Here is a 26,175-nt window from a genome sequence, read left to right as displayed (position 1 = left end):
ATTGCAAATAAACGCAATGCTTCTTTTTTTTATAGAAATTGATGACTTATTTGTAGCAGTGTGTTCTGATGATATTTTGTGATAAATTCTATTCTAGCTGAAGTCTCAGAAATATGCTTAAGTACATAAGGAAGATTGTTTACTACCCCTGTATTTTCTTGATTGAGAATCCACGCTCTTTTTTTAAAATCCAAAATCCCTTCATCTGTGCGACGAGGAGTCGGATAGAAATAATTATCAGGTAGTTTAGCAAAAAACAAATGCATTCCACCTAAGTTTTCATCGTTCACAAACCATTTCATTTCACCAATATCCCGAATTTCATAGTCTGATTCAGATATCCCTGTCTCTTCAAAAATTTCGCGTTTAATAGAGCCCATTAGTGATTCACCAGATTCAATCTTTCCGCCAACACCATTCCAGCTACCCATCCATGGTGATTTCTGTCTGTTTAATAATAATATTTCATCGGTTCTTTGTATAAAACAAAGCGTGTATGGATACATAAAATTACCATTCCTTAACATTTTTTATTTAGTATAGCATAATTTTAGACACAAAAAATAACAGCATCCGCGTTTGGTTGGGAGACGGATGCTGTCAGGTGAGATATTTCATTGAAAAAAGGTTACTTTTAATATACCGAATAAATGTGAAAAAAGTATGAACAAACTAAGAAAGTTCATTGTTAATTTTTTGGAGTAAAAAATCACCTTGTTCAGTAATGCTATAATACTTTTTCTCATCATTATTTTTATCACGCTTAATAAAGCCGTGAAACTCCAGCCAATAAGTGCAATAAAGCAGCTCATTTCTTGAAGAATTACCAGTAATTTCATTTTCCAAAAAATTGATGGTTAGTGATTCTATGTTGTAAACTGGATTTTTCACAACATTTAAAACCATAAGAATAAGTTTATTATCGGGTCTTTCCATAATTGAGACCTTCTTTTCTTTAATTATCGTTTTCTGGCTTCATTTACTTTAAGACGTCTACCTTTTACTTTACGAGAACGCATCATTTCGAGTACAGCTGGTCCTTTTCCATTCAGGATTTCTACAAAAGAAACATGATCTTCAATAGCAATAATACCAATATCTTCCGCTGTAATTCCGTCTAATTTGGAAATAGTTCCGACAAAATCTACCGCACGGATTTTCTTCTTCTTCCCGCCATTGAAATATAGTTTCATAATATTTTTATTTAATTTTTCACCACGAGCTTTCTTAATTGTTGGACGTTTTTGTTGCTTTTTATGAAAAGCTTCTTCACTTGCCCTTACTTCGATAATAGTTGGTTTCCGTTTTTTCTCAATGGAAATATTTAGCATTTCCTCAATGTCACGCAACAATGGATTTTCCTGTGTTTTAACAAAACTGATTGCCTTACCACTATTTCCGGCACGACCAGTACGACCGATTCGGTGCACATAGTTTTCTTTTTCAATTGGCAAATCATAGTTTATAACTAACGATACATTTTCAACATCAATCCCTCGTCCAGCTACATCTGTCGCAATTAAAAAGCGAGATTTACCACTTTTGAATTCATCCATAGCTTGAAAACGATCCTCTTGTCTCAAACCACCATGAATTTTACTTGTTCTTAAATCAAGCATTTCACTTAGTTCATCTACTTGATTTTTAGTATTACAAAAAATAATTGCACTATCTGGATTTTCTGTAATTAATACATCTTTCAAGGTTTTTTCTTTAGTATCTGTTTGCATTTCAACATGGAAAATAGGGTTTGTTTTTTCAGAGGCCATTTCAATAACCATAGGATTATCTTGATATCGTTTAATCAAGTCTTGCATTTCTTCTGGCATAGTTGCAGAGAAAAATAGATTTTGACGTTTTTTCGGTAAACGACTTAGTATATCTTCTACTTGGTCAATAAAGCCCATACTTAACATTTCATCTACTTCATCTAAAACTAAATGAGCTACTTTATCCACATTTAGTGTTCCTTTTTCGATGTGATCAAGTAGACGTCCTGGTGTTCCTACAACAATATGATTTTTTTGACTTAATTCTAATTTTTGTTTGGCAAATGGTGATTGGCCATAAATTGCCGCTGCTTTAATTCGTTTAAATCTACCAATATTGGTACATTCCGTTTTGACCTGCATCGCAAGCTCTCTGGTTGGAACAATAATTAATGCTTGTGGTTTGTTTTCTTCCCACACAACTTGTTCAGCGATAGGAATAGCAAACGCAGCTGTTTTTCCACTACCTGTTTGTGATTTCGCAACAATATCTTCTCCTGTTAACGCAATGGGAATCACCGCTTTTTGAACAGGTGTAGCTTCATTATATCCCAGTTCAGTAATCGCTTTTTTTATTTCATCACTTAAATTTAAATTATTCATGTTTACCTCGTTTCTTTCTAATATCATACCATATTTTTTCACAAATAACGGAACGAATTGTTTGTACTTAACTATCACTTCCTTTAAAATGATGAGTAAGCCCCCAAAATAAGGAGGAAACGATGAATTTAGATGATTTGAAGAATAAAGTGACCGAGTCCCTGCCCCTGGAAAACCTAGGAACATTGACAGATGAGGCAACGAACAAAGCATCCGAGCTTGGTGAACAAGCAAGTAATGTTACAGAAAATCTACAAAATGAAGCTACCAACTTAACAGAAAATTTGCAAGACAAAGCAAGCGGTTTGACAGAAAACTTGCAAGATACAGCGAATGAATTAACTGGTGGAATTTTGGATAAAATAAAAAACTTATTTCAATAAAGAAAAAAAGCACTCATTGATGGGTGCTTTTTATTTGGTATTTTCTATGTGAATGCCGCTTTCGAAATCATGATTAATAAAATTGACTAAAGTGAATTCCCCATTTTCGTATTCGAACTTCAAGATACAGCAGTTTTTTAATCCTGTTATTTTGCCAATTTCACTTGTTTTTTCCCAGTAGCGAGCAAACTGAGCACACGCTGCTCCATGTGACACCGCTAGGACAACTTCATGGTTATCTTGGTTCATCATATTTTCCATCGTTTCAATTAAACGGTTTCTAAAATCGATTTCTCTTTCTCCTCCATATGCTGCAAAGAAATCACCATAAGGAAGTGGCGGATTTAAATCTTCGCTCTCCCCTTCAAAAGTACCGAAATTCCATTCTTTCAGACCTTTTAATCGAGTATAATTCTTATCTGTTATAAGCTCTAAAGTGTCACTTGCTCGCTCTGAGGTGGAACTATATGCTTGATCAAAAGAAATCTTATGCTCTTTAAAATAACTTCCTGCTATTTTTGCTTGTTTCACTCCTAGTTCTGTAAGTGGTGCATCACAAAAGCCTTGAATTTTTTTCCGTTGATTGAATAACGTTTGACCGTGGCGCATTAAATACAATGTTTTTTTCATGTTATTTCCTCCGTATTTATAACTTAATCTTAGTTTATCACCTTGGTGTTACTCCAAGTCAAGTCATTATTAGCTTAATTTTTCCTCTTTTTTACACAATCTGCTATAATAAGAACACCAAAATGATTAAATCTTTAGCGAATATAAAATCGAGGAGGAATTCAAATGACGTTAAATGTTTACTTGAATTTTAGAACACAATCCAGAGATGCTATCGCGTTTTATGAGGAAATTTTTGGAACAAAGTGTACAGATTTGATGACATATGGGGAAATCGAGACAGATGAAGAACCTATAGAAGATTCGCTTAAAAATTTAGTGATGAATGCTAGTTTAGTAATTGATGGCGTTAAGGTCATGTTTTCAGATGTACCAAAATCGATGCCACTTACATTTGGAGATAATATTACGCTTGTCATTGACACTTCAGATGAAATAAAACTAACCAAGCAATTTCAACAATTGGCAGAAGGCGGAAATATTGTAATGCCTCTTGAAAAAACCTTTTGGTCGGAAAAATATGGTCAAGTGACTGATAAATTCGGCATCGGCTGGCAGCTCAATTTATCCTAAAATATGAGAATCTGGGTTAAAACTCAGGTTCTTTCTTTTAGTATGAAAATCAAATTTGCAAGGCCTTTCATATTAAGTTAAAATAACACGTAGAAAAGAATTATTTTAAAATGAAAAAGAGTGTAGAAAAGAGGAATTCTTTATGGCAAAAACCGAATTAAATCCTAAAGTAGATGCGTTTCTGAGTAAACCATCCACCTGGCAAACTGAATTCAAAGCATTAAGAGAAATCGCAATCACCTTTGAACTAGAAGAAGAATTCAAATGGGGAAAACCTTGCTATGCACTAGATGGCAAGAATGTTTTCTTAATTCATGGTTTTAAAAACTATTGCGCCCTACTCTTTATGAAAGGTGCACTACTCCGTGATCCGGATAATATTTTAGTCCAACAAACGGAAAATGTGCAAGCTGCAAGACAAATTCGATTCACCAATTTACAAGAAATCCTTGATCAAAAAGAAATTCTAAAAACGTATATTCAAAATGCTATGGAGGTAGAAAAAGCTGGTTTAGAAGTGGAGCTTAAACCTAGAGAAGAAACACCCATTCCAGAAGAATTACTTCTAAAATTTGAAGAATTACCTGCTCTAAAAACGGCTTTTGAAGCACTAACTCCTGGTCGTCAAAAAGCTTATTTACTTTATTTTGCAGCACCAAAACAATCAAAAACTCGTGTTTCTCGAATTGAAAAATACGAAGCAACCATTTTAGATGGACTTGGTTTAAACGATTAATAGTAAAGAGGCACAATCCATTCAAAGATTGTGCCTCTTTTCTACTTGATCCTATCAATTAAATATGTTTACCAAAATTTCTCTTCAAAAAGAAATTTTCATCCGATTTTTTGATTAGTTAGTTTATATTATCTTAAAATAATTTTATCATTCAGCATTTATTTGTTCTTCCAAGAAAATCCTAAATTGTTTGCAATATACCTCATTTATGTCAAGTAATACGGTTCTTTATTTAAAATATATTTTCCAAACTCATCCCGCTAACTTCTATCCAATCATTTTGCTTATCTATAAGCAATTCACTTTCCTCTAAAATTTTCAGTACAGTAAAAACTTGTTTTACTTCTTCCATCGCCTTTTCTTTATTACCTTTATGCCATAATATTTCAGCCAAATAATACCTACAACTTAGTACAGTAATTACATCATTTATTTGATTTGCAGCTTCTTTAGATTTCTTTAAATTTATTTCCATTTTATCTATCTCTGTTGTAGTATTTCTAAGACATATTGCATAATTATAATGAATATTGATATATAGCTCTTTTGAAGTGTTAAAGTTCTTATACTTATTAATATATACAACTAATCGTTCAAATATATGTTGAATAGTTAAGTCATCAAAGGCATATAATATATTGGTTATAAGTAGTAAATCATTATAAAACCATGCGTCTTTTTTCTCTAACCTATTCCAAACTGGTTTTACAATTTCTCTAGATCTTTTAAAATTTTGTTCTTGTTGAAAAGTATTTAAGGCTTTTAACACATAAGAGACATCCATAAGAAAATCATTTTTTTCATTTTTTATGAGTGAATTTATTTTTTCTATTAAAGCATTGATAGCGTGAGAATTAGTGGAGGTTTTGATTGCTTTGAAATCTTGTATTACTTGTTGAATTGAATCTAATTGATAATTATTGTGAATATATTCAAACTCAGCTAAACTCATGGTGAATTTTTGTAATATTGATGTAACTATTCCCCAAGATGGCATTTGTTGATTTTTTTCTATCTGATATAAATGCGCTCTTGACATAATTGTCTCATATACATCCCGTTCTTTTAAATTGCAATTTATACGAATTTCTTTCAGTGTGTGACCTAAAATTTTATTTTCCCGCATCATTATTTAGCCCCTTTGTCTATTTTTGTAAGCAAAATTAAAAATAGCTTTTTATCTATGCTACTATTTTATTGTCGGGAGGTGAAAAAATGATATCAATGATCTCACTATTTAGTGGTCTACTTGGCGTATCTGTTCGAGTAGGAGGATAAGATAACATTAAGCTTTTATAGTATGTGTTTAACATATTAGCAGCTATCTTAAGGACTATAATTGCTTATTCTCTACCAATATTATCTTATCCATTTTAATATTATCTGACATCTAGTAGTAATTACAACTATGACCATAGATAAAATAGTGATATTTTTTATCATTCTTCACCATTTCGACATATTATATAACCGTAGTTAGCTTTTTCTTCAATTAAACAGAATTGAGGTGGATATTATGCATTTAAGCATTGAAGAATATTGGCATAAAAATGATGATGACAATTTTGAACGATTAAATACATTAAAATTATACCGTCAGTTAAATATTAATATCGAAAACTATATGATTGATTGGCTAATTCATCAACTAGATTTAAAAATTTCACAAAATCCAACTTATTCAAAAGATATTTCTACAAATTAATATTTATAAATCAAAAATTATTAAACTACAAAAAACGCCAATCAAATATTTGGCGTTTATTTTCTCATGAGAACTGTTACATCATTTTTTAGAACCCAATCAATTTATTCTTTCTTCAAGTACTGAACTAAGCCATTCATTCCTGTAAATTCCATTTCATAATCATTACCTGAAATTTATGTACTAAGTAAATTCCCCATTTCTATTTTAAATTCTTTATTTCATCACTATATTTAGTTTCATAGAATTTACTATTATAACTTTTACAATACCTTTTCTATTTTTTGCTGTTTTCATGATAGTATATGCGGAGAAAGGTTTTTCTCTTAAATCTGCGCTTAAATAATCCATCAGATAATGAAGATGTTCCCGGTTGAGTGCCCAAACTAGCTTGTTATCAAAACTAGTCAAAAACCACAGTTCCATGTTGAAAATGTTTTATGACCGTTGTTGATTTTGCTTGAATGATAATTGCCTTTAACTGTCTTATCAACTTTACCTGACATTATATATTTACAATAAGAAGAAGCCACGCGGAGTAATTTAAAATGTTGTTTCTCTTTATTTGAAAAATCTACTCTGTAATGACGTTCACTATTTTTACAATTGTGTCCGAAAAGTTTGTCCCTGGATAGGCAATGACCACTTCGGTAGAGTCTACTTTTCCATGCTTATCTATTGGAGCTACTGCCATGGCTTGCATACCGTTTTTTGAATTATCCTCTACTTTTATAACTTTATAATTTTGAGATAGATTCTTATTTTTTATAATATTACCTTTCTTTAAAGGAACATCAACTTTTTTTCTATCTACATTGTAGGCCATGTCAGATAAAATTCTATTATCCTGTTCCGCAATCATTTGAAGCCACCTTCGAATTGAATATCAATATTGTCTATGCCCTTATGCTCATTTACTTTATTACTTAACTTAAATGAATCAGGATCATAATAGATACTTATCATATTGTTTTTTATATTACTAGTATCTTGAAATGTAAAGATTATGATATTGTTCTTATTAAGCTTAGCTGAAAGTGTCCAACTTCCAGTCATCTTGTTTTTAGATAGTTCACCAAACTGTATTTTTTTAACACCTTCATAATTTTGTACTATATATAACGCTACTTCTTTTTTTACTTCGTTACTTTCTTTATTATCCAAATACATCTTCCCTCCAATAATCAAGACAATCACAATTATAACTGCTACAACAGAAATTAAAATAATCCTGCCCTTTTTCATCTCATCTCTCCATCCATTTCACTTCTTTATATATTAAAATGCCTCCTAAATTATACAATTTCACTCCAGAGTTGTTCCTATAATTGGGACCAGCGTTGTAACATTTGCTAATATCAGGCGCCCTTGTGCAATATGTCTTTGCGCGGTCACGTAAGTCAACTAGAATCTTTCTGATTTGTCCTAGAATGTAATTCATCTCTTGTGTTATTTATCATGCAATTTTAATATAGCATATTTTAGAAATGAAACTATGTTGATTTTATGAACTTTTTATTGAATCATACACAAAAAAACACCATCAACTTATGGGAGTTGATGGTAAAAGAATAAATAGTGTTATGGATGAGAGAAAAGTAATCCCCTACTCAATTAGATAAGAGAAATCTGTTACTTTGTCTAAACTTAATATAACGTATTTGCTTGTTTTATAGTGTGACAATTTTATGAACTCTTGTTAAAGACAAAAAATGAGAGGACAGGACAAAAAGACCTTTAGCAGGGATTCTTGTTTCTTTATATGGAAGTCCTTCAACAATGCTTAAAATTAAAATGCCACGATTTTCACCACAAAAATCAACGAAATGAAACAAATATTATACAAATATTTTAGTTTTATCCAGCATAGTTTGTTATAAATGTAAAAATGTACTTCCGTAAAATGAAAGGCATTATTGGATTCATTAAAAACAAATATTTAAAGATTGTTGCTACATTTGACATGAATGATATGGAAAAAGTTTAAAAAGTCATTTTTTAGAATAATATGAGTGACAACAATTAAAAATATAATAATTTAACTTATTAGTATTAAGATTTATAAATTAATTACTAATTCTCAATTAAATTGTTAACATTCTGTGAAAATGTAATTTATATTATAACAATTAGGTATAATATAAATGCAACGTTGTAATAAAATAAAGATTTAAAACATAGGAAAACCATAGATGAACTTTTTAAAAAACATATCATAGTAAGATTAGAACACAATTTTGTTTATTTGTTTAAAAAAAGATTTTCATAATTATTGATAGTAGATTAAATCGAAATGAAAAGCTAGACGACATCGCGTTAGTTTTGAATAAAATATAACTATGTAAGCAGTTCGCGGCCGCGGGTTGGTACATATAAAAGGGAGAAAGCGGGATGAGAAAGTATAGTTACCTACTAAAAAAATGGTGGTTTTGGATTATTTTATTATTAATTGTATTAAGTTTGTTTAACGCTATATGGGTTCTTTTATTTTTCGCTACTCTAGCGACTTTCATATTTGCTATAATAAAAGTCATTAAAAATATAAATCGCCGAAAATATACGTTAATCATTATAGCGACAATAGTCTTGCTTCTTACTTTTTCTTTAATAAGAACAGTTCAACTTTATAATTATATTGTGGAGAACCCAGAGGAAAATGTAACAATAGACGACACAAAAAAGGATCCTATAGAAGATAGCCAAACAGATGAAGTAGAAGAGATGGATCGAGAAGAGGCTTCTACGTCATATACAATCACCCAAGAAGGTATAGAGTCTTTTAATGAATCCATTAATCGATTAATTTCTGAATCAAACGGAATACTTATAAAAGTGGTTCCATTCGAAAATGAATATGATATGTTAATTGCATATGTAACTCAAGACTTAAAATATCAAGATGAAACAATCAAACAAAAAAATTCCGATTATTTAGGGAGTGAAATACAACAACGCGCTCTTGGTACTCTTTTTGGGGGAGATAGCAATCATAGGCCCATGGTTGAGCTAAGATATGAAGACGATACAAAGATGGCTGGAAGTAGTGCTTTTGATAAAACTAATATGAAGCTCACAGGAAAATAAAATATAAAGGGAGAATGAATATGAAAAAAGGGATAGCTTTATTAGCGGGATTTATGTTAGCTTTTAGTATTTTTTTAACAGGATGTGGCGTAACAGATAATACAAGAAAAGAAAATCATTCTGATGGCAGTGCCGAAGTAAAAAATAAAAAAGATAATAATACATCAGATGAATATGTAGAAGATGGTCTTTTATTGAAAGTGGGGGAATGGACTAAAGATAAAGATTACGATACTAAAGTGACTCTTGAAAAGATTGCAACTCCAAAAATAAAAGTAGATTTAGGCGACTTAAATATGTTAATTAAGGATGTGAAAATCTTTAAACGAGAGAATGTCAGTGACGCAGAAAAAGAGGAATTTAGCGGCGGTAAAGTCCCTGTCACAGATCCTTACTACACAATACAAGTTAAATATGATTTAGAAAATACTGGAAAAAATGCGCTAAATTTTAATGGAATTGATTATATCATTACAGACCAAAAACAACAAATTGATGTTATGACTGACAACATTGGTATAAATGGTGTCTTCACTGTGCAACCAGATGTCATAGTTGAAGATGAATATGTTATTTGTATATTAAAAAAAGACAACGTGGATAAAATAAATAAAGTAACTATAAAAACATCACCAGTCTATAACAGTGAAACGTATGACGAAATTACTAAATCGATGACTGTCAATATTGAATTTAAATAAAAAGAGCCTCCGGGCTTTTCTTTTTACCTAAAAAAGAAAGTATGTACGAAAGGAAGTACTATTATGGCCAATATTGTAAAAACTGAAACAGGTTGGAAATATCGCGTTTCATATAAAGAAGCTGGGAAGTACAAAGTAAAGAGCAAAAGCGGATTTCCGACAAAAAAGCAAGCTTTATTAGCAGCTTCTGAAATGGAAGACAAATTGCATAGAGGAGTAGACATAAACGCTGGTGAAGCAAATTTCGTTGAGACTTTTAAAGAATGGTATACAACTTTTAGAAAGCAAAAAAAATCAATAGAAAATGATAAACATTATGATTATGCAATAAAATTCTGTGAAAAATATTTTGTTGGATTAAAAATAAATGATGTTAATAGAACAACATATCAAAAAGCTATTAATGAATTTGCGAAAACGCATGCGAAGGAAACTACAAGAAAACGTCACGTCTATGTAAGGACTCGTCATTTAATAAAAACAAATTAGTTTTTATTAGCATTAACAATATCCCTCCTTCTAACAACGCTATAAACAAATCATTAAAACGCTAATGTATAAAGTTAGGTATCAATAATGATATTAGTGTTCATGGATTACGCCACACACACGCTACGCTTCTTTTATATAATGATTGTAATATAAAGTATCTATCTAAAAGATTGGGACATAACACTATAGTAACAACTTTAGAAACTTACTCGCATGTAATTGATGAAATGGAGCAAAAAGAATCTTATAAAGTAAATGAGTTAATGAACAAGATTAATGAAATTTAAAACTTTTTGTACTTTTTTTGAACTTCATAAAACAAAAAAGCGTTATAAACATTGTATTACCAACGTTTATAACGCTTTTGCTTACGTCCTGAGAGGGATTAATATGTGTTGATATACAGCCATTCTAAGCTAATTGTCATAAAAATTGTCATAAATATCGTTTATAATATTCGTATATATCATGTAAAATTAAATCATCTTTTACTATTTTTTTGCATAATAAATTAATATCCTTGTTAGCTATTAGATTAGAAAATAACTTTTCTACACCTTTTCTTTTTCCTTCAATATAACAAATATACTTAAAATCATTAAAGCTATATTCTCTCATGTCATAACCTCACAAAAAACAATATCTTCTATATTAATGTCAATTATTCGTTCGTCAAATTGTTCAAGCTGCACAATATGTTTTTCATAGTCTAAATACACAGGAACTACATACTTGTATCGCACATGATGATTGTTCTTTAAAAACAGTACTTCTATTGACCAATTACGCTTAAGTGCATCTACTAAAACTATTGAATGTTCTAAAATATCATCAATTAAATTATACATTTTCGTCACCTCTTGCTAACATTATACGAACAAACGTTCTTAAAATCAAGAGTTAAATAGAATATCACTATATCAAAATACTTTTTATAGCATTATTAAAACAAAAAAAGACCTCGACAATCACGTCGAAATCTTTTTAATTAAACGTTTTAATTATATTCAATTAAAACATCTTGATAAATTTCCTTATAAGTATCTTCCACCTCAACTGATTCCTCTATATTCTCTCCATCTTCTAGAAATAATTCAGTTTCCTTCTCAACAGGATATTTACTTAAAACGGCATTTGTTAATACATAATTATCACCTGTTTTGCTTTTTCTTATAAAAAGTGTGTACTCTTCACCTTTATTCATATTTTTGTAACCATCAATGGTTAAATCATATTTTTCTCCATCAACCGAAACATTTTCAACGCTATCTTCTATTATTTTAATACTTTGGTTTTCTTTTAATAAACCTGTTTCATCTTTTTCTATATTATTGACTGTCACTTCACTCAAAGTATAAAATTCAGTAGGAATATCGCTGTCTACAGACTCCTTTTTTACAGAAGATTTTTCAGAGTTTTTAGTAACTGTGACAATGATAGGTGAACTTCCCTCTAGTTCTCCCATATTTTCAGCTAAATCAAGGTATTTACCATGATAAGAAATCACTCCATTTTTCGGCTTAACTTTTTCTATTTCTTTTTCGTTTATTTGCTTTTCATCCACATTTTCATTATTCGAACAGGCCGTAAATAAAGATATACTTGCCAAACTAATAACAACTAATAATTTACCCTTCAATTTTCAAACCTCCTTTTATTTATATATAGATTTAATACCATTTAAATCGTCTGCTTGCGGTTTTATTTTCTTCGTAAATCCCTTAGCTAACATAATTCCATTCTTTGTGGTTATGTGCCCTAATCCAAAGCCATGTCCAAATTCATGAGCTATTGTCTCTGTCTTATCACTAGTGGATAATGATTTAAAAGCATTATAAGTAGTAATTTCACTTTTAACCCGTATAGATGGTGTCGATTTTAATATCCAGGGCTGATTTGTTGCAACTATGCTACCTCTATCCACTTTTGAAGTACTTACTGTAAAATGAGGATTCACATCATTTCCTAAACTTACAGTATTCAAATAAGGCGAAACATTCCACACTTTTGCACCATTGATTATTATGCTTTTATAACCAGCGGCAGAGCCATTAATATAAATTTTGAAATTTTTCGCCGCCGCTTTAGTCATATAATGACCGTTTTTAGTATAAGCATTTGCATTTGTTGGAATCAAGATTGTTAACAATAATACTGTGAAAATTAAAATTTTTACTCCCGTTTTATTCATGATGTAGTCTCCTTTTATAATTTTTCTTACCTCAAAATGATATCAAAAATATATAATGTATAACCAAAAATGTAATGAAATGTCCGTTTCTTGTCATGAACGACTTAAATCAGAGCTTATTTAGACTAATTATCACACAATATGAGTACTATCGTATTTTAATCACAAATAGATAACATACTGAGTTGTTATTCATAGTTTATACAGACATGAGTGTAAATGTGACAGAAAGTTCAAATTCATACTTTGGAAAATGCATAATTATGTTAAATTAAATCATTTTATTTAAGTAATTAACATTAACTATTAATCCTCCTTGAATAAATGCGCATAATTATTCATCAAACATTAAAAATATTGACTCTTAATAATCGAATATGTAATAATATTTATGTAGATTCTGTCTACATTTCATTCAACTAAACTTCGCTGAGTCAATTGACATGCAGCAAACGCTAAACATAAGTTTAGCGTGTTTTTTTGCATAAAAAAAGCCCTAACGTTGAGGTTAGGGGGGTTAACGTTTTTCTTTATACAATTACTTTATATGAATTATTAATACCACTAGTTTTGATCTGGCTAATAATTCCATTTTTCAACATCTCATTAATATAAGACTGAGCCATATCATAACCAATTCTATATTTTCTCGTAATATGGAAAACATTAAAATTTTCTTCTCCTATCATTTTTGTAACATATTCTACAATTTCATCATATTGCAATATGAACACTTCCTTTCGATTAAGATTATTTTAATTAAATCATGTATACTAAAATTGGGAGGAAATTACATTAACAACAAGGAGATGAAATGTACATGATAAAATTCGATGAGAGCGTTTACGAAAAACTTATTTTATTAAGACCTTTTATAAAAATAAAGAAGGTTCTAAATGCTATCAAACAAATAGCGAACAGCAAAGATGAACAAAGTATACTGAAGAAAACATTCACAACATATAACCAAGTATTCAGAGAGATTAATAGAGATTCTTCTGAGTATGCTTCGATGAGTTTAGCAGCAATGGTTGAGAACGGCAGTTTAACACTTGAACAACTCGATGAGATAATGTTTATAATTGCTGAAGACTCCTTATTTAATTCTTATATTTATAAGTTATCAAATGAGGAATTAGAAACTAACGGTCAAAGATTAATTAACTGGAAACTGCCAATTAATAATAAAATACTTGACAACATAGGTAAGAAATCAAATAAAGATTTTATCATCTGTGGCTATAGACTAACTGAGAGTTCCCCAGGAGTCGTGGAATCATTGAGATTAACAATGATTGATAGCCGTCAACATCAAATATATGATAAGAACGATGATATTACTTATGATATTGTCTATCCAACGATAGTTGAATTTGATTTTAGACGACAACTTTTGCATATTCGTACCCAAGAAGTAGAAAATTTTGTAAATACAGATGAAAGATTTAGCACCATGTCTGGTCGCATCAAAAATACACTTGATTTTATTGAATCATTTCAAAAACCCATAAGTTACAAAAAAATCTTAAATTTTAAAGAAATATTATTTGATATTGAGGAAAATTTATTAAAAGATGTAAGAGAAAAAATTGATAAAGAATTAGAATCTTTTAAAAAACCTGTTAGAAGTTTTTGCAATGCGATAGATAAGAAGTATACGAAAAGAAATGATACTATACCCACTGTTGATTACGTCAAAACATCTATTCAGACTATTATTGCAATGAGTATTCCTAGAAATCCTTTAGGGGACATTGTTGGAATTAGGTTTAGAAATAATGCTGAGAGAAAAAATCAATATAGCGAAATTACGATTTTGGATAAACAAAATCATTGTATCTCCACAGACAATTTATATTGGTTGAATCTTGCTGTCCTATTAGATGTAAAATCCGTAGAATTTCTGAAATTAATTTTATTTATTGACAGCCAGTCTTCAATTGTCAATTTGGATTTTTCTCTTGAAACAGGTAATGTGAAATTATTAAAAAATACTCCTGGTCAAGGTGGAGTAATGCCTAATCAAATAAAATATGATTCTGTTTTAAATGAATTAAGTAAATTTTTTTAAATTATTACTTCCTCCCAATTACTTGAAAAGGAGCCAAATAATAAGGCTCCTTTTTCATTTTGACAAAAAACCCGCAAAATGCGAGGGCAGTATACTATAATTTTGCTATTGAGTTATAAGCTAACGTTTCGCATCGTTTCACATCTGCAAGTTTAATCTTGAAGCCCCATTCCCACACGTCGTTGAAAACAGCGCAATTCACATAGCCGTTTTTTAAGCTCGAAGGATCTACGCGAATGATATTGCCTTTTGAAACTTGAAATATTCCTTTATCGCCAACTTTTTCGGCAAGCTTTTGCGTTACTTTTGCTAGCGCAATAACATAGCTGCCTGATACAGCCGGACACGTCCAGTTTGCGCGATTTGTGTAACCTTTCGTAGTTTTGAACTCGCAAAAACCGCTTTCGTATTTAAAAATAGCGCCTTTAGGTAGCTCTGCAACTACTTTTTTGAACGTTTTATCCTTATAAACTTTTACTCCTGATTCTACTACGATATTTTTTTGTACCATCTTTGTTGCCTCCGATTCATAATTTATTTTAAGAAATAGTTAGCTGTGTAATACCAACCATCCTTTGTATACCATAATTCTAAAAACCCTTTTTTGTTGTCATACCAAGAAAGTTTTGTTCCAGGCTTGTACCATTTGATTTTACCTGAATTCAGTCGCGTATTATTCCATACAGGAATACGCAAGTCTTTCGCGCTTTTAATTCGAACTTTGATGCGACCTTTTGCATCTTTTTTAGTTACAACATCGCAAAAACTCTTATACATGTAGTATAGTTTGTCGTCAATATATGTCTTGTACCAATATTGATTATGCTCATATACAAGTATCGCCGTCCCCACTTTATACATGCGCACAGGATTTGATTTAAAGTCCATTTTTGGCAATAGTGGCGCACTGTCAACGACTTTCCCATCATGTCGATTCGGATTTGTGTTTTTCGCAGCTGCGTCTTTGCCAGTAATGACTTTAACTACAGTCTTAACAGCAGCTGTTCGCTTAGTAGTTGCCGATTTCATATCATTTGCGTTACTAATGAATGCTACTTCAATTAAGATAGCAGGTGCGTTTGTATTCGCAAGGAAATACAAGTCTTTGCGTTGTTTCGGTCCTCGATCTCGAATCCCGAGCGTTTTCGCTAACGCAGCTGACACATCTGCCGCAAGTTGCTTTTGTGCGTTGTCATAATAGAGTACTTCAACACCTGTTGCTGATTTATTTGCAGAACTATTAAAGTGCCATGAAACATCGAGGCGCCCTGCTCTACTTACTGTGTTTGCTTTTTTCGCTTGTTCTACAAGAATCGAGCTTTGTGTGCCAGCTTCCGAAGTCGTATTAAATGCTTTTACATTAATGGTTTTGAGTTCTGCAATAAATTCGTTATTATACTTAAGTGCTTCAACATGTTCTTTGTATCCGTTTCCGGTTGCTCCTTCAACTTTATGCGAATGACCTGCATTTGAAGTTACATTATAATATGTGTTCATTATTTAACTTCCTTTCTATTTTGGACTAGTTCGCTATCACTTGCGCCAGGCGTTGTTGGGTCATTAACTACACCCAAGACACCCAGTAGCAGAAACACACTATTAATCATGTCTAGCGCCTCTCTGTTAATTGTGTCCGCAGGAATTGTTACGCCGAACCAACCAAGTACTTGCTGTACTAAAACTAGTACAAGCGGGATAACAGATACCCAGAAAACTTTCGATTTCATTCGTACTTTCCAATTAATTTTCATTATTATTCCTCCCTCACATTAAAAAACCACGTACAATAGAACTTAATACCAACACAGCTACTAACCCTATTGCCCAGTAAAAACCTGTGCTTGATCGCTCAGCTGCATGAATTGCTATTTGCTCTCTTGATTCAGCTTGTTCCAATGCTGCTTTTAAATCTCCTTCGAGAGTTAATAGAGAACGTTTTATGTCATGTATTACTTCTTTTTCGTCAAGGTCCTTTTTATGATTCCGGTTCTCTATGTCATCGATTCTGCGTTTTAAATCGAGCATTTCCCTTTCCATTCGACTTACTTTTTCTTTTGTCACTTCCAATTTCCATCATCCCCTTGTCCGTTGTGTCCATAAAAAATAAGCCAAATTGGCTTAATCTATATCTAATGAAATTTCAATCCATACAGGCGAATCTTGCGACGCTGCAACAAGCTCAACATCTCCGTTAGGTTGAATATATATTGTAGCAACTGTGCCTGAAACTGACGAAACCAAAGGCGTTGAAAACCCACGACGTTCTGACGGTCTGTAGCCTGCTGGAAGTGTATACATTACGCCCTTCGCGCTCGTTCGACCAATCGCGCCTTTTAATTGTAGCGTACTCCCCTTTAATCTATATAATGGTGGATATGCCGAGCTTAGAATAGAGAACCCTGTTTTTAATGCCGGCGCTGCCCACGCTGTTACAGTAATTTTAGGCTCATAGAGAGCAGCAGCGTCTACTTTAGCATCATTTAGCGCTTTATCTGCTTTAGCCTGTGCGCCTTCCACTGTTTCTTTTGCATTCCAGTTTGTTTTATCAGTCACTGTAACATGAATATCAGCATCATTAACATGTTCATCCAAAGCAGTTTTTTGTGCGAATTGCTCAGGGTTTATGTTATCAAATTGCTGTTGTAAGTCGGCTGCTTCACTTTGAAGCTTACTCGTTTCTGTATCTATTTTTGCATCAATTTTTTCGATCTCTGTATTAAGACGAGCACTTTCTTTGTCAATTTCGGTGTGCAATGAATCAATTTCTAATTCAACATCATGTATCAAAGCTTCTAAACGTTCGAAATCACTTACATAGCTTTCTGCAACTACTTTTCCTTGAAGTGGGTCTTTTTCAACATAGTACGTAAAACGAGGCATTCCAGAAAGCTCTGTGCCATCTTCATTTTGCAAAATAAAACGTGCTGTATCATATACGCCCGCGACTGAAAATGCTTCTTTTACAAATGTATACTCAAAGTAACCTTCATCCATTTTTTCGTTACTAAAATGTAAATCGTCAATTACATAGTTGATTGTGTCCGGTAAAACTACCGCAAACGTTGCTTTATAGCCAGTTAAGTTTTTTAGTTTACCGTTTTCCACAATTTGAACTGCTATCATCAGAGAATCAATATCGCCTTGAATTGCCTCAATGCGCTCAATGTTCCAACTTTTTCTATTTAAATCTAATGTTGCATTTATTTTTCTTAAAGCACTCATTCGCTCACCTCTTTTACCAGTTTATTTACTAAGTTTTTCAACTCTTTTACCTCTGCTTTTAATGCTTCTTTTTCTTCTTCGTTTTCTTTTGCGTATTGATATAACCATGCGACAGAATTGTATAAATCTATTGCTTTTCCGTCAGCGGTAGTCAGCGAATCAGAAGCTTGTTCAGCTATAAAACCGATTTTCTTTTCGTTTGTTTCATCTGCAATATGTGAATAAGTGAAAACATCTGTTTCGTTTATGACTTGCTTAGCTGTTTTACCAAACGCAGTTTTCTTTACTTTACGTATGTTTTTCTTGTATTCCTCCGACGAAGCTGTCTCAAAATTACTAGCTCGATGCGGCACATAGCGCAGTTGAGGACCACCGCCAGAAACCCACGTGTGACGATCAATAGAGGCGGTTTTCCCGTCCGGATTAGCACCTATACAACACCACCCATCGCTTTGTAAGAGTGGTGTTTCAATTCCTGCAAAAGGTGATAGTCTGACAACTCTATCCGCATCAATTGCACCTGTATTTTCGTTCACAGCTTCAATAGCAAGTCCTAAATCTCCGTTTGTGTTCAGTCTAACTTGCATGGCGGGATATTGTTTTGTTGTAGACTGCGCTTGTAAATTAAATCCTGTTCCGCCGCCCATCTGCAGTTCTTCTCGGTATTGCGGTGATGGTTTGCTAGGTAAAAAACTCGAATATAAAACATCAAAATAACCAGCTGAACCTGAAATTGTCACGCCTTCAATGTCAATAGCTCTTAAAGTCCCTGTCGCTATCAAATCTGCTACTATTTTACCATCTTGAGTGAGACCAATAGTGTATTCACCATTATAACCTGTTTTTGAATGACCCAGCCCCATCTGATTAAATCTCCACAAATTGACTGCTGTGCTAATATTATCAGTGTCCATAATCAACATTTCTGCTGGTTTTTCAGGTGGACGAATAACTAAGTTTCCGCCTTGGTTTCCTGTTATTTGCTTAGTCAAATCGTCTACATATTCTTGCATACGATTGTCACCAGCTTCTATTTCATCTTTTGTAGCCATTCCTGCTGTCATCGTTGATTTTAAATCACTCTTGACACTACCGACGGTACAATTAACATATTCACCTCTCAAACTGTCCATCGTAAATTCAACCATTCGAGCGGTTGTTTGTACATTCAATTCATCGTGAAACACAGAGAGTGTATCACCAATAAAAACTCGATTCATGTTTTGAAACATTTTGTATTCTTCTGTTTGTCCTAAATCCTGAAAACTAATTTCTAAGTCTAAAATCGGCTCATTAATGACACTACTAGAAAAATAGTTTTTTGCTACACTTCTAAGTGTCTTTTCATCAATTACGTTTTCATCAGAGGAATAATCAATTTCAACGGCATTTATTTCGTTTCCAGCTACAAAATCCGGTGAATATATATAATTCTCTGAAAGAGAGATAACTGTGTCAGAATCACCAACCGCTTTTATTGCGTAAGGCATAATAGCATTCACCATGTCTAAAGTATCTGTGTTTATATTCAAACCAGTCATATTTTTTCTGTATGCGATTGATACGCCGCTGTCTGTTCCTCTTTTTTTCAACATTGATATCTTATTTGTTGTTCTCTCAATTTCTCCACGCCAGGTGTCTAAAATAGAACCTTCTACCCCACCTACGCAAGCTAGGGCATTTTTGAAACGTAACCACGTGCTATTTAAAGTTTCAATATCTGAATAAAATTGAATACTTGTAGGTTCAATTAAAGCGTTTTTCAACCTATTCATAGCCATCCCACACGAAACCTTATCTACTTTAAATTCTTTAACCATTTTTTTTCTCAACTGATTCGTTTGATGCGATGCTTTTACAATAAATGTGTCGGCAAATAAGTCTTTTTCTACAGTATCGATTTCAAAAGGATTATAACCTCTTTGAGTATCTACAAAAGCTGAGATGTAACGTCCATTTATCAATTCATGCGCATGTAAACCATTTACTGGATACTCTAGTTCCAATTCAAATTCTGCATTCATAACTTCGTGCACTTCACACCGTACTGTTTCTGATAAAGAACAGATGCCACTATGCAAAAATTCCGTCTCATTTGCTTCATATAAAAGTGGTACATTTAAATCACGCTTGCCCATTTTGGCGTCACCTTCATTTCTGACACATTACCATTCCATGAAATTATATTTTCCTCTAAATCAAAGAATGGGAACGAATTTTTACTATAATATTTATTATTTATAGATACAAAATTACCATCTATCACTTGATAAACTTCTCTCACTTCACTATCTATAGCATAATCTCCAGTTAGTAAATTTTTAAATACGAATTCAGTACCGTTCACATTTATCGTTATGTTTCCTGAACCAGTAAATTCAATAAGTGGTTGAGATATACTAGAATTGATGTTATAAACTTTAGTTCCATTTTCAACATCAGTGGGATAAATACCTGATAAATCTTTTTTCAAGGGGGAACAAGTTGCTTTTACGGTGAAAGGAACTCCAGCGACATAGTTCGTCTGATACGATAAGTTTATTTCTGTGAATTTTACTGAATAATAATAGTTTTCATCAAAATAGAATCTCGCTAGATGAGAAACAGGGTCTTGTAGTTTAGATGTCATATTATAATATTCTTCAATTGCAGTTTCCGGTTTTCTTGCTTTTAGAAAAAGAGATAATGTGAACTCAACTGGCAAATATGTCCCATCCCATTTTGTTAGAGGTGTGTACCTGCCCGGAATTTCGATAATTGTCTCATTCCTATACGCTCGTGAAATTTCTGGTCTTTCTTGGATATATACATTATTTTCATAAAAATTTATGTCATTAAATATGAACTCTCCGCTCCTCAAATGGTCACACCTCCCATACTACTGTCTTTTCTTCTTGTCTGTTCAATAAGAATTTTTTGCATTTCTTTCTTCATTAAATCAATCATTTTCCTATCTACATTGCCATTCACATTTACAGTTAAATCATATGTGTCTCCGCCATTTTGAGGCATTGTTTCAGCAATCATTTTACCTATAACACCTAAATTTTTTGCATTCAAAGGTAATACAGCTTCGTTACCAGCTTCTCCGCCAGCCATTACAGAACTACCATTCATGCCGAACATGGTTGGTTTTGTTAAAATACCACCTTTTGCATACCATTCCACATTCAGCCCACTTGGATATGATATTTCTTTACCAAATATTTTCTTAGAACTTGTTTTCAGGCTAAAATGCGGCATATCTGGCATTGATGGTTTAGGTATTTTAAGTTTAAGATTAGTGAAAAAGTTTTTAATCTTTTCAATAATGTTTTTTACTGATTCTTTAGCTTTTTCAATAGGGTCAACTATCGCCTTTTTTACATCATCAAATTTTTCTTTAGCTATTGTTTTAGCATCGTCAAATTTAGAACGGATAGAGTTTATCATGTCAGATATTTTGTTCTTGACTTTGTTGTATGCTTCCACAATAGGGGTAATCATTTTTTCTTTAACAACACTCCAAGCGGCAGCAGTTATAGATTTTGCTAGTTCCCATTTTGTTTTCAGCCAATTTACTAAATCTGAAAACTTACCTTTCACATAATTATATGCGCTAACAACAGGGTCAATCATATATTTTTTAAATAGAATCCAAGCAAGCTTTGTAATAAGTTTTACTTCTTCCCATTTCGTTTTTACCCATTCAACTATTTTCCCAAATAAATCTTGTACCCATTTCCACACATTTTTTAAAGGGTCAAGTATAAATTTCTCAAATGCTGCCCACGCAATTTGTGTAGCTGCCACTATAAGCATCCAAGCACCTTCAATTATAGAACTTATTAGACTGATGATTGGATCTAAGAATTCCATTAATCCGTCCCACACGTTGACAATTGTGTCAACTATGGATTGCCATATTTCAGCGGCAGATGTTCTTATTAGTTCCCATTTCTCTTTAAACCATTGGATAATAGGATCCCAAAATTCCATCCAGCTTTCTTTTAATCCATTCCAAATGTTTGCAAAAAATTCAGCTATTCCATTCCAAAATTCATAAATCCAAGTAGCCCATTCAATCATAAGTTCTATGAACCACTGTTTTATACCTTCCCAAGCATCTGAAAAAATTTGTTTAACATCTTCCCACAAGTTTATGAAAAACTCGCTTATTTTTTCCCATACACCTTTTAACCATTCCACAATAGAACCCCAGTTTTTTATCACTAATATGACTGCGGCTATGACTGCAGCTATTGCAGCTATAACTATACCCACTGTCGAACCTAAAACAGCGAAAATGGCTATTACTGCAGCAACAGCGATTACAATCGGCGCTATTACAGCAACTAATCCGGCGAATAACCCAATGAATTCTAAAATAGTTTTTGCGAAAGGGCTTAAATCGTCAAACCATTTCTTTAAACCTTCTATCGCATCTATGACTTTCGGAACAATTGCGTTCGCTAATTCTAACAAATATTCGCCGATTGGCATGAGTGCAGTTTGTAATTCGTGCCACATTTTTGTTAAATTTTGTTCAGTTCCACCATCCGCGAGTTTATCTGATGCACCCTTTACATCATCATACTTACCTTGAACGTCTCCTAATTCACCGTTTAAATCACCCATAGCGGTAATGACTTTAACCGTGTTATCTTCTCCGAGGGAACCGAATATAGCAGACACAATTGATGCCCTTTCTTGCTCATCCCCAACTTTATTTATTTCAGTCGCCAAACTGGCAAATATTTCATTATTGTCCATTCCACTTTTTTTCATATCATCATACATAGATTTCCATTTTCCGCCTAATCCTTCCACTGCCTTACCTATAGAATCATCAGAAATACGTATGCCAAACTCTTTCACCAGATCGTTAACTTTATCAAGATTGTAAGCACCGCCATCTAATCCTGCCTCTAACGTCTCAAACATCCCTTGTGCGCTGTATCCATTTTGTTCAAACTGACTAGCATATTCTGCTAAGTTGTCTCCTAATTCATCCGTTTTATTCAAGCCATTTTGTGCTCCGACGGTCATGATATCAAAAGCTTGTTCGCCAGTCATGCCGTATGTCTCCATTAAAGCATTCGCCCCACGTAAACTTTCTGTCATATCTGCATCAAATGTCTTTGAGAACGCTACGGACTTTTCTGTTACACTAGCCAAATCTGTATCATTGAGATTTTGTAATTGTCTTTTTGTTTGAGTTAAAGCTTCTCCTGCCTCCTCATAAGAATCTACTAATCCTGTGTTATAAAAATCCACAATCGAGTCTTTTGTTCTTTCAGCGGCTTTTCCAGTTAAATCAAAGTTATTATTGAATTTATTTGTAGCACTATCTAACTCCATTGAAGATGTAAAAGCGCTCTTTCCAAGTTCAATTACTTTATCAGTAACACCCTGAACCGCCTCAGCTCCTTCTAAAAGAAGACCAGCATCTAACTTTTTACTCATTCCTTCTAAGTTTTCACTAGTTTTATCAGATTGAGTAGATAAACCTTTAAGTTCTGTCTCCACGCTCTGAATGCTATTACCATCATCAATCGTATCTAGTGCATTTTTCATCTTGCCAACATCAACATCAGTTCCTAATGCCGCTCGACCGATTTTATTTATTGCTTCTTCTAGCTGGTCAGATGTAGCTGTCCCATTACGAATTGCGTTAGTCAGTCTACCACCTAAAATGTCCGCAAAATCATCCACACTGGAACCCGTTGCATCAAATAAAGTATTAATTCTTTTTGTGTTTTGACCTAATTTTTCTTGTTCTACTTGTATGTTATTTAATTGTCCTTTGTAACCATTCAAAGCGCCTTCTGTATACTCGATTTCTCGTCTAAAAGCTCGATATTGCTCTTCACCAATTTCACCACTTTTAAACTGTGCTTCCACTTGACTTTCTGCTTGCTTTAGTTGATTTAATTTTTGAGTAGTTGTTTCTATTTGCTTTGTCAAAAGTTGCTGTTTTTGCGCAAGTGCTTCAACATTCCCAGGGTTAAATTTCAATAGTTTTTCAACATCTTTCAATTCACTAGTTAACTTAGTTGATTGAGTGTTAACACTTTTTAAAGCTGAATTCAACCCTTTTGTATCGCCATCAACTTCAATTGTGATACCTTGAATTCTACCTTTAGCCATTTTTATTACACCTCCTAAAACGCATCAAAATCAGCTTGTGATGCTCTTCTGACTTTTTTCTTTTTGTCTGGATTTTGAGCTTCTTCATATTCTGCAAAGTAGTCCAAACAAGAACCCAATGTCATCATGTCCAAGTCGTCCATAGTCAATCCAGTTTGTTTGCAAATATATAAAAACGCCTCAGCTGTCAACGGTTCATCGCTGGCATTTTGAGACGTGTCAGTTACTTTTTTTTCGTCTGAATACTAGAAGCAAGAAGATCCTCAATTTCTGGCATGATTTCCATAATTGGGAATGAATCAAAGCCATCCAACCACTCAATCGGTTCGGGAATATTAGCATTAGCAGTTTTAGCAAGAACCCAAACAAAATTATAAATCACTTCAAAGTCTAAAAGGGATAAATCGCTATTCGACAAGCTATTCATTTTTTTATTTTGTTTCATTGGTTCAATTGCATTTGTCATTTTTAGTAATTCGCCAAAATAATCTTTTCCAAATTGTTGCTTGTATCTAAGTACTGTAGCTCCTGTACTTTTAAGCTGGATTTTTTGACCATCGATTTCAATTGTTTTTTCCATTTCTCATCCTCCTAAAATACTAAAAAAAAGAACCTAGAAAAATTCTAGGCTCCTGCTGGTGTTTTTTCATAAACTGCTTTATACCAATTGTTGTACACGGTATCTGTAACACCTGTAGATGTTTTCGATTTTACAGCTTTGTCTGTAGAACGAGGTCCAGCTGAAAACGTTAATTCATTTGAATTTGGTTCTGTTGAATCTGTTTTGGTCGCTGATGCTACTGTAGGTCTACTTGCAGTACAATTATATAAAACTTGTCGCACCGCTTTTACATCTCCATCGAATTCAAAAAGCAGAGCAAATGGTTTTGGTTTTGCATTAGATTTTTCTGTAAGAACACCATCTACACTATCAAGTTCTTCACCAATACAATCAATCGCAAATTCTTCTGTAATGTTTGCAATTGTCAATGTGCCTTCGTACCCTTGGTTGTTTGGCGCTTGGTAGTAGACAATATTGTCTGCATAAAACTTAATCATATCTCCCTGCGGCTCGACAGAGATTTCTACTCCGCCAGGCAGAGGTTTTGGCTTCGCATAAGTAATTTTTCCATCTGCCTCCGTATACGTTGCATAATGTACATTTTCTAATCCAAATAATACTTTGTTTTCTTGTGTTTCGGGCATTTAAATCATCCTCACATAATAATATTTTACATACATTTTTTCATCCTCTATCCATTCTGTTTGAGAGGAATTGAAAGGCAGTTTGTTTGCCATTAAAGCATTTTCTAAAAGTAATTCTGTTGATGGTGTTTTATATTCTGTATACAGTTCGATGGTGTAATTTGATATTTTTTTCAATACAATGTTATCAGCCATTAAGTTGACACTGTCAGACTCGTTATATGTTAGATACGGAAGAGCAGGAATTGGTGTAGTGTCCGTTTCGGTGAAGTGGTCGTATGAGACAGGTAGTCCTGTTTCGTTTAAAATATCTTTTAAGTTCATTGTCTCAACGCCCTTTCCGCTTCTCGAACGTATTCTTGTATTGCTTCTTGTTCTACTGGTTCAATATGTTTGTAGGCTTTAACTCTTCCTCCGCCTCGTTTAGCATGACCGTTTTCTAAAAGATGAGTTTTACCAGGGTCAGAGGCGTTATAAATAACATATCCAGTGGAAGTCTTTTTAGCTTTCCACCCTCTCGCGTATCTACCTTTTTTTACCGGGCTTCTTTGTTGTAGTTTTTTCGTAGCATTAGTTGCGACTTTTTTTTGAATCATTTCTAGTTCTTGTTCAATATCTTTAGTGTATGTTTTCAATACGTCAGCGATGGCGTTATTTAATCCTTTTATCTTCAAGTCAAA

At 32.9% G+C, this 26,175-nt stretch carries 30 protein-coding genes and 1 pseudogene; 8 read left to right on the top strand and 23 right to left on the bottom strand.

The features are described from left to right. Positions 1-29: 29 nt before the first annotated feature. The 3 genes from LWE_RS06385 to LWE_RS06375 form a co-directional block, all read right to left on the bottom strand. Positions 30-506 (bottom strand): NUDIX hydrolase, encoded by a 477-nt coding sequence (locus tag LWE_RS06385; RefSeq protein WP_011702075.1) that lies wholly within the window; start codon positions 504-506, stop codon positions 30-32. 166 nt (positions 507-672) lie between these two features. After that, positions 673-936 carry a DUF3116 family protein gene (locus LWE_RS06380; protein ID WP_011702074.1) on the bottom strand — a complete coding sequence of 88 codons (264 nt, stop codon included), beginning with the start codon at positions 934-936 and terminating at the stop codon, positions 673-675. Positions 937-959: 23 nt separating this feature from the next. Continuing rightward, on the bottom strand, positions 960-2,372 hold the full coding sequence (locus tag LWE_RS06375; RefSeq protein WP_011702073.1) for a DEAD/DEAH box helicase: 1,413 nt from the start codon (positions 2,370-2,372) through the stop codon (positions 960-962). 122 nt (positions 2,373-2,494) lie between these two features. Here LWE_RS06375 and LWE_RS06370 point away from each other — a divergent pair, with 122 nt between their 5' ends. Continuing rightward, positions 2,495-2,755, top strand: coding sequence for a hypothetical protein (locus tag LWE_RS06370; protein ID WP_011702072.1), 261 nt, complete (start codon positions 2,495-2,497; stop codon positions 2,753-2,755). Between the two features lie 30 nt (positions 2,756-2,785). Here the strand turns inward: LWE_RS06370 and LWE_RS06365 are convergent, their stop codons facing one another. Continuing rightward, a complete protein-coding gene (locus LWE_RS06365; RefSeq protein WP_011702071.1) occupies positions 2,786-3,385 on the bottom strand; it encodes a histidine phosphatase family protein in 600 nt (199 codons plus the stop codon). A 165-nt stretch (positions 3,386-3,550) separates the two neighbouring features. Between LWE_RS06365 and LWE_RS06360 the strand changes: the two genes are divergently transcribed. Together LWE_RS06360 and LWE_RS06355 are read left to right on the top strand one after the other, a co-directional pair. Then, positions 3,551-3,958, top strand: a complete 408-nt coding sequence (locus tag LWE_RS06360; protein WP_011702070.1) for a VOC family protein — start codon at positions 3,551-3,553, stop codon at positions 3,956-3,958. 142 nt (positions 3,959-4,100) lie between these two features. After that, positions 4,101-4,694: a YdeI/OmpD-associated family protein gene (locus LWE_RS06355; protein WP_011702069.1), complete on the top strand. Its 594-nt coding sequence runs from the start codon at positions 4,101-4,103 to the stop codon at positions 4,692-4,694. A 232-nt stretch (positions 4,695-4,926) separates the two neighbouring features. Here the strand turns inward: LWE_RS06355 and LWE_RS06350 are convergent, their stop codons facing one another. Then, positions 4,927-5,823, bottom strand: a complete 897-nt coding sequence (locus LWE_RS06350) for a helix-turn-helix domain-containing protein (RefSeq protein ID WP_011702068.1) — start codon at positions 5,821-5,823, stop codon at positions 4,927-4,929. 387 nt (positions 5,824-6,210) lie between these two features. Between LWE_RS06350 and LWE_RS06345 the strand changes: the two genes are divergently transcribed. Beyond that, complete coding sequence (locus LWE_RS06345; RefSeq protein WP_011702067.1) at positions 6,211-6,399, top strand: hypothetical protein; 189 nt, start codon at positions 6,211-6,213, stop codon at positions 6,397-6,399. A 574-nt stretch (positions 6,400-6,973) separates the two neighbouring features. Here the strand turns inward: LWE_RS06345 and LWE_RS06335 are convergent. Together LWE_RS06335 and LWE_RS06330 are read right to left on the bottom strand one after the other, a co-directional pair. Then, positions 6,974-7,261: a hypothetical protein gene (locus LWE_RS06335; RefSeq protein ID WP_011702065.1), complete on the bottom strand. Its 288-nt coding sequence runs from the start codon at positions 7,259-7,261 to the stop codon at positions 6,974-6,976. Beyond that, entirely contained in the window at positions 7,258-7,644 is a 387-nt protein-coding gene (locus LWE_RS06330; protein WP_011702064.1) for a hypothetical protein, read from the bottom strand. The genes LWE_RS06335 and LWE_RS06330 overlap by 4 nt, the downstream gene beginning before the upstream one ends. Positions 7,645-8,790: 1,146 nt before the next feature. Between LWE_RS06330 and LWE_RS06325 the strand changes: the two genes are divergently transcribed. From LWE_RS06325 to LWE_RS14870, 3 genes and pseudogenes are all read left to right on the top strand, one after another. Further along, entirely contained in the window at positions 8,791-9,483 is a 693-nt protein-coding gene (locus LWE_RS06325) for a hypothetical protein (protein WP_011702061.1), read from the top strand. A 20-nt stretch (positions 9,484-9,503) separates the two neighbouring features. After that, positions 9,504-10,184, top strand: a complete 681-nt coding sequence (locus tag LWE_RS06320) for a hypothetical protein (RefSeq protein WP_011702060.1) — start codon at positions 9,504-9,506, stop codon at positions 10,182-10,184. Between the two features lie 63 nt (positions 10,185-10,247). Continuing rightward, positions 10,248-10,963: pseudogene (locus tag LWE_RS14870) on the top strand (tyrosine-type recombinase/integrase). A 327-nt stretch (positions 10,964-11,290) separates the two neighbouring features. Here the strand turns inward: LWE_RS14870 and LWE_RS06305 are convergent. From LWE_RS06305 to LWE_RS06290, 4 genes are all read right to left on the bottom strand, one after another. After that, the gene (locus LWE_RS06305; protein ID WP_011702057.1) at positions 11,291-11,524 is read right to left on the bottom strand and encodes a hypothetical protein; all 234 of its coding nucleotides are present in this window, start codon (positions 11,522-11,524) and stop codon (positions 11,291-11,293) included. Positions 11,525-11,673: 149 nt separating this feature from the next. After that, on the bottom strand, positions 11,674-12,315 hold the full coding sequence (locus LWE_RS06300; RefSeq protein ID WP_011702056.1) for a hypothetical protein: 642 nt from the start codon (positions 12,313-12,315) through the stop codon (positions 11,674-11,676). 15 nt (positions 12,316-12,330) lie between these two features. Next, positions 12,331-12,870, bottom strand: coding sequence for a matrixin family metalloprotease (locus tag LWE_RS06295; protein ID WP_231845351.1), 540 nt, complete (start codon positions 12,868-12,870; stop codon positions 12,331-12,333). Between the two features lie 527 nt (positions 12,871-13,397). Beyond that, entirely contained in the window at positions 13,398-13,601 is a 204-nt protein-coding gene (locus LWE_RS06290; protein WP_011702054.1) for a hypothetical protein, read from the bottom strand. A gap of 86 nt (positions 13,602-13,687) precedes the next feature. On the opposite strand from LWE_RS06290, the gene LWE_RS06285 reads away from it, so the two are divergent. Continuing rightward, the gene (locus LWE_RS06285) at positions 13,688-14,938 is read left to right on the top strand and encodes a hypothetical protein (RefSeq protein WP_148264570.1); all 1,251 of its coding nucleotides are present in this window, start codon (positions 13,688-13,690) and stop codon (positions 14,936-14,938) included. Positions 14,939-15,032: 94 nt separating this feature from the next. Here LWE_RS06285 and LWE_RS06280 read toward each other — a convergent pair whose 3' ends face one another. From LWE_RS06280 to LWE_RS06225, 12 genes are all read right to left on the bottom strand, one after another. Further along, on the bottom strand, positions 15,033-15,449 hold the full coding sequence (locus LWE_RS06280) for a hypothetical protein (protein ID WP_011702052.1): 417 nt from the start codon (positions 15,447-15,449) through the stop codon (positions 15,033-15,035). A gap of 23 nt (positions 15,450-15,472) precedes the next feature. Next, entirely contained in the window at positions 15,473-16,435 is a 963-nt protein-coding gene (locus LWE_RS06275; protein WP_011702051.1) for an N-acetylmuramoyl-L-alanine amidase, read from the bottom strand. Then, complete coding sequence (locus LWE_RS06270; protein WP_011702050.1) at positions 16,435-16,689, bottom strand: phage holin; 255 nt, start codon at positions 16,687-16,689, stop codon at positions 16,435-16,437. Before LWE_RS06270 ends, LWE_RS06275 begins: the two co-directional genes overlap by 1 nt. Positions 16,690-16,702: 13 nt before the next feature. Beyond that, positions 16,703-17,005 (bottom strand): hypothetical protein, encoded by a 303-nt coding sequence (locus LWE_RS06265; RefSeq protein WP_011702049.1) that lies wholly within the window; start codon positions 17,003-17,005, stop codon positions 16,703-16,705. 51 nt (positions 17,006-17,056) lie between these two features. Next, on the bottom strand, positions 17,057-18,160 hold the full coding sequence (locus LWE_RS06260) for a BppU family phage baseplate upper protein (RefSeq protein ID WP_011702048.1): 1,104 nt from the start codon (positions 18,158-18,160) through the stop codon (positions 17,057-17,059). Next, entirely contained in the window at positions 18,157-20,298 is a 2,142-nt protein-coding gene (locus LWE_RS06255; protein WP_011702047.1) for a phage tail spike protein, read from the bottom strand. Before LWE_RS06255 ends, LWE_RS06260 begins: the two co-directional genes overlap by 4 nt. Further along, complete coding sequence (locus tag LWE_RS06250; protein WP_231845344.1) at positions 20,280-20,864, bottom strand: hypothetical protein; 585 nt, start codon at positions 20,862-20,864, stop codon at positions 20,280-20,282. Before LWE_RS06250 ends, LWE_RS06255 begins: the two co-directional genes overlap by 19 nt. Positions 20,865-21,016: 152 nt before the next feature. Then, the gene (locus tag LWE_RS06245) at positions 21,017-24,289 is read right to left on the bottom strand and encodes a phage tail tape measure protein (protein ID WP_011702045.1); all 3,273 of its coding nucleotides are present in this window, start codon (positions 24,287-24,289) and stop codon (positions 21,017-21,019) included. A gap of 223 nt (positions 24,290-24,512) precedes the next feature. Further along, complete coding sequence (locus LWE_RS06240) at positions 24,513-24,869, bottom strand: hypothetical protein (RefSeq protein WP_011702043.1); 357 nt, start codon at positions 24,867-24,869, stop codon at positions 24,513-24,515. 44 nt (positions 24,870-24,913) lie between these two features. Then, positions 24,914-25,495: a major tail protein gene (locus LWE_RS06235; protein ID WP_011702042.1), complete on the bottom strand. Its 582-nt coding sequence runs from the start codon at positions 25,493-25,495 to the stop codon at positions 24,914-24,916. Then, the gene (locus LWE_RS06230) at positions 25,496-25,819 is read right to left on the bottom strand and encodes a hypothetical protein (protein WP_011702041.1); all 324 of its coding nucleotides are present in this window, start codon (positions 25,817-25,819) and stop codon (positions 25,496-25,498) included. It abuts the gene before it with no gap. Then, complete coding sequence (locus tag LWE_RS06225) at positions 25,816-26,169, bottom strand: HK97 gp10 family phage protein (protein ID WP_011702040.1); 354 nt, start codon at positions 26,167-26,169, stop codon at positions 25,816-25,818. The genes LWE_RS06230 and LWE_RS06225 overlap by 4 nt, the downstream gene beginning before the upstream one ends. Positions 26,170-26,175 lie beyond the last annotated feature (6 nt).

The organism is Listeria welshimeri serovar 6b str. SLCC5334, assembly GCF_000060285.1.
Taxonomy (GTDB): domain Bacteria; phylum Bacillota; class Bacilli; order Lactobacillales; family Listeriaceae; genus Listeria; species Listeria welshimeri.
This window is presented reverse-complemented; position numbering and strand designations above follow the sequence as displayed.